Raw genomic sequence first — 9,499 nt, 5'->3', positions numbered from 1 at the left:
TTCTCGCATTAGGCTCTTTACGTGATAAAGCTAAAAGTTGCTTGGATTTTTCTAAGTTCAATTTAGTAAAAGTAGATAAGTATCAGTGTGCTAATTAGATCACATAATTTGGCAGATTGGTATAATAGGTTAAAGGAAAAGAATAAGAGCCTAAAGCCGACTCTATACATTTGCTATGTGGCACTCTACCGCTGTGGGCACCACGACATCGCCAAGCTCCAAATTGAGAAAGCCCGACTAGCAATAGTCGGGCTTTTTTACGTCTGCAGGAAAGCTATTGGCTTCGAGCCGTCAGTGTTAACCTTTGACATGCGTGTACTGCCACTTTTTAATCTTAAAAAACTCGCGCTACCCATAAGAAAAATGCAAGCTCGCACTCTTTGTAAGTAAAAGGCAAATCAGCATTATTCATAAGTGACTGTAAGCGTGTTTTATTAGGTATTATTTGAGTAATAAAGTCAGTCTGCTTTTCTTCTAATATGGTAGAATTTTATTTCTGTTTTCAATGCCAATGAGGGTTACCTTGCCTACCTCTGATTATCAACAAGTCTTAAATGAAATTACCGCTGAGGTGCAACCACTGTTATCACAAGGTAAAGTGGCGGATTATATTCCAGCATTGGCTGAGGTTGATGCTAACCAATTTTCTATTGCTATATATACGACTGATGGCCAGACATTTTGCGCAGGCGATTGCTCGCAACGCTTTACAATTCAATCTGTTTCTAAAGTAATGACGTTAACGTTAGCGCTGCAGCGCTATGGTAATGAATTATGGCAACGAGTCGGCAAAGAGCCGTCAGGTACTGCGTTTAACTCTTTGACTCAGCTTGAGTTTGAAAAGGGTATACCGCGTAACCCTTTCATAAATGCCGGTGCTATCGTTACCTGTGATGCGTTATATAGCCGCTTGTCTGCACCTATGCATTCAATGTTAGAAACATTTAGGTTATTGTCTGGAAATAAGGGCATAGTGATTGATAAGAAGGTCGCTAATTCTGAGTATGAATTTCGTCATCGTAATGCTGCAATGGGGCATTTAATGAAGTCCTTTGGTAACTTTAAAAACGAAGTTGATGATGTGTTATGGGCATATTTTAATTTTTGTGCAATAGAGCTCAATTGTGTCGAATTGGCTAAAGCATATAACTTTCTGGCCAATAAAGGGATAGATAACGTGTCTAATAGACGCGTACTTTCAAGTCTGCAAAACAAACAGCTCAACTCATTATTATTTACCAGCGGCCTCTATGATGCGGCGGGCGATTTTGGTTATAGGGTTGGTATGCCGGGTAAATCAGGAGTATCGGGCACTATATTAGCGGTGTTACCGAATAAGTTTACAGTGGCAGTATGGTCGCCTGGGTTAAATTCATTTGGCAACTCGGTGGCAGGAATAGCAGCCCTTGAGCTGCTATCTAAAAAACTTGATATCTCTATTTTTTAACTAATATGTATTGGGAGTTGTTACTGCTCCCAATAAACCTGTTCGAGGCAGTCTTCACGCTCAGGTAAACCACGAGATAAGCGCGGTGAATGCTGTACTAACACCTCAAAACTGGCACGGTTAGCATACTTACTAATTTGTGCTAATGATGAGTAGGTCATTGCCGGTTGCTGGTGTTTAGCTGAATTACCAACATTGAGCTTATGGTAAACATTTGCCGATAAGTCATGTAGTACCGCCGCTAATGCACAATCTCCTGCACCATTGGTGTTCTTAATAGAGTCTGGACCACCCATAAATGGCGCTGTATGGCTGTATGCACGAATTGGCTGCTGACAGTCAACTTTGCGCATAGCGCGCGAAAACTCATAACGATTGAAATCTGGTATTGCGCCAGGCAGCAATGGGTATTCTGTTTCTCGTTTAAATTGCTCATCGATGTAGCCTGCCATAAACAAGCCTTTTTCACCTGCGGTACAGATCACTAAATCTACCCAATCAAGTGCTTTATCAGCAGCAAGTAGAGGGTCTTCAAAGCCAGTTATTGCCAGCCCTTCTTCCTCATTCATTGCTAAAATATCAACATGTTTTTCAACAAAACTAGCCCACCAAGTAGGGTCTTGCTCGATTAAAAACTTAGTACCAAGAGTGAGTACGACAGGGATGCCAGCATCATTGGCATATTTGACAGCTTGCATTGTTGCTTCTGTCATCGTCTCAGAACCTTGCGTACGCATTAAGTAAGCACTGATCACTAATGCCGATGAGTTCTCTATTAACTCCTGATCGATTGATTCAGGTCGTAGGTGGTTCATCAGCCCTGCGCTGATGGCAAAAGTACGTTCACCAGTATCGTCAATGAGTGTAAAGCAGCGACCGATCGGACCATCTACCGGTTGTAAGTAGTCGAGATCGACACGACTTGAGGTGTTACATAAAAAGCGATAAGCGTAGCTACCAATTTTAATGTTTTCACTCATCACACCCAGTAGTACAGAGCGGTCATCCGCTAATACTGAGTAGTTGTGCATAGTGTTGCCGATAGTACCGCCTGCAAACTCATAATCGATCATATCGTTGAGTTTTAAGCGGTCATATAATGCATTGGTTATATCACTATCAATAACTTGCGACATACCTCGGCGCAGTTGAAATTCGTCAAGGAAAGCTTGATCGACTTTAGCTTCTATATCAACTACGATTTGATCTATCCCTGTGATGTAGCTGCGTTGCAACTTATCACTGGCGTTGAGTTGATTAGTAAGTGGATCTTTGGCTTCCACTGGAAAATAATGTTTATGCCTGCGGCGTCCAGGAAATTTCATTTGCTACCCGTGTGTTGTGAGCTAAATAAAAAAAGCGAGAGATTATATCGTAAATCGCACGGGGTGAGCCATGTTAAAGCTGTTTTAATTTGTTTTATTTTTATCACTAATCAGTATATTTAGCGTTTTAATGGCCTAAGTGAGTATAATTAAACAATAATTAGTTAAAGATTAAGTCAATGAGTGAACAATTGAACGATCAATATTGGATGGCGCAAGCTCTAGAGTATGCAAAAAAAGCGGAGCAGTTGAATGAAATTCCTGTCGGTGCTGTACTGGTCAAAGATAATCAGTTGATTGCAGCTGGCTACAATCGTTCGATTACCGATAACGATCCTTCTGCTCATGCAGAGATGATTGCGATACGCGAAGGTGGCAAGGTCGTTAATAATTACCGCTTGATTGATTGTACTTTATACGTCACGTTGGAGCCATGCTCTATGTGCGCCGGGTTGCTAGTACACAGTCGTATCAAACGTTTAGTGTTTGGTGCTGCGGATGAAAAAACAGGATCAGCAGGCTCTATTATGAATCTATTACAAGATCCTAGATTAAATCATCAGGTTGAAGTTGAGGCCGGAATACTAGGTGAGTTATGTGGGCAAACTATTTCTGATTTTTTTAAACGCCGCCGTCAAGAAATAAAAGCTGCAAAGAAAGCTTTGCGTGACCTGAAGGCTTAACCTGCAGGTGCTGCAATGCTTAACTCTGCCATTTGTTGCATTGCAAACATTCTGCGACGCCAAATTACTTTTCTATGTAAATTACGCAGCATTATTCTGCGACGGGTAGATGATGAATAAATAACATTTCGTTTGAACGAATGTGTACGCCGACGTTTCAGCATGGTTTCTCCTGAAAATGTGAGAGTGAGAAAAGATATAAGTTAATTATATACTTGATACTACACATTAGTGATCATTTGATGACAAGTAAATAGATATTTTAGTTTGCGCGTACCTATCGCATTTAAAGTTATTTTTATTGTTCGCCGTTATCTTTTTTTTGCGGTGCTTGCTCATCGATACTGTCATCTTTTGTTGGGGAGACCGTGGTTTGTATTGTGGCAGGCTTTGGATTTTTAATCTCAGCAGCTTGGGTAGTAGGTTGATCTATTTGTTCTGCATCATCGGGTTCAGTAGTCGGTGTGCTGATCGCGTCATTTTCATCTAACCAAACTAGTGCATCGTAGTAACGACGAATATTATCCACATACTTGACTGCAACGTCACCGCGCGAATAGCCATACTTGGTTTTACGGTAGTAACGTTTTTTGATTAATAGCGGTAAGCGTTTTTTCACATCAGCCCATTTATCAGGGCTAGCACCTTGCTGCTCGGTAATAATACGAGCATCGTTCACGTGACCCCAACCAATATTATAGGATGCTAAAGCTAGCCAAGTACGATCTGGCTGAGGAACGCGGTCGGGAATTCGTTTTTCTAGCTTCGTCAAATATTCTGCGCCGCCTTTGATATTTTGCTCAGGAGCAAGACGATTAGTTACGCCGACCTGCTTTGCAGTATCACGAGTGAGCATCATAATACCACGAACTCCTGTGGGGGATTTTGCTCGCGGATTCCACATTGATTCTTGATAACTTAAAGCTGCAAGTAATCGCCAATCTAGGCTGCCTGCATATTGCTCAAACCAAGGTTGATATTTTGGCAGTGTTTCTTTAATTGCTTCAATATAGGCAAGGGTATTAACGTAGTTAAATTGGCGGACATGGCCAAAATATTTTTCTTCAAGTACATAAAGCTGATTACTTTGTTTTACTTCACCAAAAAACGGCACCATTAACGCATATAACGAATCGTCGCCGTCTTTGCGCAGCAGCCAAGCAATGGGATCGTTACGAGTAACAGAAAAACCAATACTAAGATTAGGGTGATAGCGACGAAACAACGATAGGGTATGTGAGTCGGCAAGAGTGTAATCAATTTCACCATCGATCACTGCTTGTAATAGCTCTTCTTCGTCGAGATCTTCTGTTTCGCGCCAATTTAAATTGGGGTGACTTTGTTTAATTTGTTGCAGTGCCAATGAATGGCTACTTTTGGCAAGTACTGTCAGGTTATCGGTTAGATCATCAAAATCACGAGGTCTTACTCTACCTTGTTTATAAACCAGTTTTTGGCTAATTGTGCGATAGGTTGGGCCAAAACGGTAATCTTGGGCGCGTACTTTATTGTACGTTAAACCAGAGGCTATTAAGTCTAAATCGCCGCTATCTAAGCGTGAAAACATGTCGGATAAGTTAAAAAATGGCACCATCTCCAGTTCAACCCCAAGGTGATCTGCAAACTCTTGGGCTAACTCATATTCAAATCCTTGTTCACCTTGCACTGCTTGATAATAATTACTTGCTCCAGCTAACGTACCCACTCTGATTTTGTTTTGAGTTTTTATTTGGCTAAGTTGAGATTGCTGCTGTTGCATATCGCAGGCACACAAAAGCATTACTAACGTAATGATTGTTATTAGCTTTTGTTTAAACATACTGTGCCCCTTGAATGCTATTACACCCTTATATCAAAACTTTGCGATGACGTCACTTGGCGATTTGTCATAGTTGACTTTACTGTGTTTGATATTTCATCTGCCACTAGGCATTATTAGTAATAAACGATGCTAACTTATAGCGCTCTTGCCGCAATTTTAATTCCCTGCTTAACCTGTATTTCCGAGTTACTTGAGTATATAATACCCGCCTAAAATATCGTTCAATCCCTAACCCCGGATGAAAATACCTATGTTGATCCTTCGTGGTGCACCAGCACTTTCCGATTTTAGAGTTCAGAAAATTTTAGCCCGTTGCCAACAGGCGCAACTTCCAGTCACTAATGTATACGCTGAGTATGCACACTTTGCAGATCTAACCGCACAGCTGTCAAGTGATGAGCAAACTAAGCTTGAGAAGTTACTTACCTATGGTCCAACGATTGCCGAACATACACCTGCAGGCACTTTGGTGTTAGTAACGCCTCGTCCTGGCACAATCTCGCCATGGGCTTCAAAAGCGACGGATATTGCACATAATTGTGGCTTAACTCAAGTACACCGTGTTGAGCGCGGCATCGCTTATTATGTTGAAGGTGACTTAAACGCTGAGCAATTAAATCAAGTTGCAGCCTTATTACATGACCGCATGACCGAAGCAACGCACAGCGCAATGGACGACGCTGCGACGTTATTCCGTACTGATGCACCGAGTCAAATGTCATCAGTTGACATTTTAGCCGGCGGCCGTGAAGCGCTAGCAACTGCAAACGTTGAGCAAGGTTTTGCCCTTGCTGATGACGAAATTGATTACTTGGTAGAAAACTTCCAAAAGTTAGGGCGTAACCCGAACGACATTGAATTATTTATGTTTGCACAAGCAAACTCAGAGCATTGTCGTCATAAAATTTTTAATGCAGATTGGACCATCGATGGTGTAGTTCAGCCTAAATCGCTATTCAAAATGATTAAAAATACCTACGAGCTAAACCCTGAAAACGTATTATCTGCTTATAAAGATAACGCCGCAGTAATGAAAGGTTCGAAAGCGGGTCGTTTCTTCCCAAATCCTGAAGGTGAATATGCATATCATCAAGAGAACATTGAAATCTTGATGAAAGTTGAAACCCATAACCACCCAACTGCGATTGCACCTTTTTCTGGTGCTGCTACCGGTTCAGGTGGTGAAATTCGTGATGAAGGTGCAACAGGCCGTGGCTCTAAGCCAAAAGCAGGTTTAGTTGGCTTTACTGTATCAAACTTACGTATTCCTGGTTACGAGCAACCGTGGGAAACTGATTTTGGTAAGCCTGCTCGTATCGTTACAGCATTAGATATTATGACTGAGGGCCCATTGGGTGGCGCTGCGTTTAATAATGAGTTTGGTCGTCCAAACTTAGTCGGTTACTTCCGCACTTATGAAGAGCAAGTAACCAGTCATAATGGCCTTGAGGTGCGTGGTTACCACAAGCCAATTATGCTTGCAGGTGGTTTAGGTAATATTCGTACTGACCATGTACAAAAAGGTGAAATTCCTGTTGGCGCTAAGTTGATTGCGTTAGGTGGCCCAGCGATGAACATTGGTTTAGGTGGCGGCGCTGCTTCATCAATGGCGTCAGGCCAATCAAATGAAGATTTAGATTTTGCGTCAGTACAACGTGAAAACCCAGAAATGGAACGTCGTTGTCAAGAAGTCATCGATAAATGCTGGCAGTTAGGTGATGCTAACCCAATCGCGTTTATTCACGATGTGGGCGCGGGCGGTTTATCAAATGCATTCCCTGAGCTTGTTAATGACGGTGGTCGTGGGGGCAAATTCCAACTGCGCGATATTCCGAATGATGAGCCGGGCATGGCACCGCATGAGATCTGGTGTAACGAGTCTCAAGAGCGTTATGTACTTGCTGTCGCGGTTGAAGATTTTGACCGTTTTGAAGCCATTTGTAAGCGTGAACGTGCGCAATATGCTGTAATAGGTGAAGCGACTGAAGAGCGTCATTTAACCGTTGCAGATAGCCATTTTGGTAACAACCCCGTTGATTTACCACTGGATGTGTTATTAGGCAAAGCACCTAAAATGCACCGTGAAGCGCAATCTCAACAAGTTATTGGTAAAGCGCTGGATACTGCAAATATTGACGTAAGTGAAGCGGCAACACGTTTATTACGTTTACCTGCGATTGCTGAAAAGACGTTCTTGATCACCATTGGTGACCGCTCAGTAACAGGGCTAGTTGCTCGTGACCAAATGGTTGGTCCTTGGCAGGTGCCAGTTGCTAACTGTGCCGTAACTGCAGCAACGTATGACACTTACCATGGTGAGGCAATGTCTCTTGGTGAGCGTACACCTGCAGCATTGCTTAATTACGGCGCATCAGCACGTTTGGCCGTAGCTGAATCATTAACCAATATTGCTTGTGCTAACATTGGACCGCTTGAAAACATTAAGTTGTCTGCTAACTGGATGGCAGCAGCTGGTCACCCTGGCGAAGATGCGGGTCTTTACGAAGCAGTTAAAGCGGTGGGTGAAGAGCTTTGCCCTGCGCTTGGTTTAACCATCCCTGTGGGTAAAGACTCTATGTCGATGAAAACCCAGTGGGATGAGAATGGCGAGCAGAAGTCAGTAACCGCACCATTATCACTTATTATCACCGCGTTTGGTCGTGTTGACGATGTACGTAAAACGGTTACTCCGCAGCTACGTACAGATAAAGGTGAAACCTCACTTATCTTGGTTGACTTAGGTGCAGGTAAAAACCGACTAGGTGCTTCAAGTTTAGCGCAAGTTTATAAGCAATTAGGTGATGTAACGCCAGATGTAGATAGCCCTGAATTACTAAAAGGCTTTTACAATGCAATGCAAGCGTTAGTCGCTGATAATAAGTTACTTGCTTATCATGACCGTTCAGACGGTGGTTTATTTACCACAGTGGCTGAAATGGCATTTGCGGGTCATACTGGTGTGACTGTTAATTTAGATGGTTTAACAGGTTCTGACATTGAAGCACTTTATAATGAAGAGCTCGGTGCGGTAATCCAAGTTGCTAACAGTGATTTAGAGGTCGTGAATGCAGTATTTGCTGAGCATGGCATTGCTGCAATCAGCCATGAAATTGGCACACTTAACAGTGACGACAGTGTGGTATTTAACCGCGCTGGTAACCCTGTACTTAGTAATACGCGTACTGAATTACGTACTATTTGGGCAGAAACCACCTACCAAATGCAAGCACGTCGTGATAACCCTGATTGTGCCAAGCAAGAATTTGATGCCAAGTTTGATGTTAAAGACCCTGGTCTTAACGTTAAACTAAACTTCGATTTAAATGAAGATGTGGCAGCACCGTATATTGCGACAGGCGCTAAGCCTAAAATGGCTATCTTACGAGAGCAAGGTGTTAACTCGCATTTAGAAATGGCAGCAGCATTTAACCGTGCTGGTTTTGCGGCAGTTGATGTACACATGAGCGATATTCTTGAAGGGCGTTTAAGTCTGGAAGAGTTTAAAGGCTTAGTGGCATGTGGCGGCTTCTCTTACGGTGACGTGTTAGGTGCTGGTGAAGGTTGGGCTAAATCAATCTTATTTAATGATATGGCACGTGAGCAGTTCCAAAGCTTCTTTGAGCGCCAAGACTCATTTAGTTTAGGTGTGTGTAACGGTTGTCAGATGTTATCAACATTAAAAGAGTTGATCCCTGGCACTGAACATTGGCCACGCTTTGTGACGAATAAATCTGAGCGTTTTGAAGCACGTTTTAGCTTAGTTGAAGTGCAAGAGAATCCTTCGGTATTCTTCAACGGTATGGCGGGCTCTCGTATGCCTATCGCTGTGTCTCACGGTGAAGGTCATGCTGAGTTTGCTAATGATGCAGCAGTGAATGCAGCGCTTGAGTCAGGTACTGTAGCGGTTAAGTTTGTTGATAACTACGGTAACCCTACGACACAATACCCTGCTAACCCGAACGGCTCGCCAGAAGGTATCACAGGCATTACTTCAGCTGATGGCCGTGCTACTGTAATGATGCCACACCCTGAACGTGTATTCCGTGCGGTTGCTAACTCGTGGCACCCAGATGAGTGGCGCGAAGATAGCCCATGGATGCGTATGTTCCGCAATGCACGTAAAAATGTAGGCTAAACTATATTTATACACACTAGATTCATTATCTAGTACTAGAATAAAAGGCTGCACTATGCAGCCTTTTTTGTTTATGCTGGTCAAAGG

Annotated in this window: 6 protein-coding genes; 3 read left to right on the top strand and 3 right to left on the bottom strand. The window is 42.8% G+C overall.

Annotated elements, in window-relative coordinates:
* The first annotated feature begins 523 nt into the window (after positions 1-523).
* Positions 524-1,447, top strand: coding sequence for a glutaminase B (gene glsB, locus H5187_RS21990; protein WP_145235030.1), 924 nt, complete (start codon positions 524-526; stop codon positions 1,445-1,447).
* Positions 1,448-1,467: 20 nt separating this feature from the next.
* On the opposite strand, the gene H5187_RS21985 is transcribed toward glsB, so the two are convergent.
* Entirely contained in the window at positions 1,468-2,772 is a 1,305-nt protein-coding gene (locus tag H5187_RS21985) for an inosine/guanosine kinase (protein WP_145235032.1), read from the bottom strand.
* 179 nt (positions 2,773-2,951) lie between these two features.
* Between H5187_RS21985 and tadA the strand changes: the two genes are divergently transcribed.
* On the top strand, positions 2,952-3,455 hold the full coding sequence (tadA, locus tag H5187_RS21980) for a tRNA adenosine(34) deaminase TadA (protein WP_145235034.1): 504 nt from the start codon (positions 2,952-2,954) through the stop codon (positions 3,453-3,455).
* On the opposite strand, the gene H5187_RS21975 is transcribed toward tadA, so the two are convergent.
* Both H5187_RS21975 and mltF read right to left on the bottom strand, forming a co-directional pair.
* Positions 3,452-3,619: a hypothetical protein gene (locus tag H5187_RS21975; RefSeq protein WP_169020230.1), complete on the bottom strand. Its 168-nt coding sequence runs from the start codon at positions 3,617-3,619 to the stop codon at positions 3,452-3,454. The genes tadA and H5187_RS21975 overlap by 4 nt on opposite strands.
* Positions 3,620-3,753: 134 nt before the next feature.
* On the bottom strand, positions 3,754-5,274 hold the full coding sequence (mltF, locus tag H5187_RS21970; RefSeq protein WP_259401760.1) for a membrane-bound lytic murein transglycosylase MltF: 1,521 nt from the start codon (positions 5,272-5,274) through the stop codon (positions 3,754-3,756).
* Between the two features lie 253 nt (positions 5,275-5,527).
* Here mltF and purL point away from each other — a divergent pair, with 253 nt between their 5' ends.
* Positions 5,528-9,412: a phosphoribosylformylglycinamidine synthase gene (gene purL, locus H5187_RS21965; RefSeq protein WP_182798367.1), complete on the top strand. Its 3,885-nt coding sequence runs from the start codon at positions 5,528-5,530 to the stop codon at positions 9,410-9,412.
* Positions 9,413-9,499 lie beyond the last annotated feature (87 nt).

The sequence above is a fragment of the Pseudoalteromonas sp. SG44-1 genome (assembly GCF_014164315.1).
Lineage (GTDB): Bacteria > Pseudomonadota > Gammaproteobacteria > Enterobacterales > Alteromonadaceae > Pseudoalteromonas > Pseudoalteromonas rhizosphaerae.
Note: the sequence above shows the minus strand (reverse complement) of the source record. Positions and strands in the feature narration are given on the sequence as shown.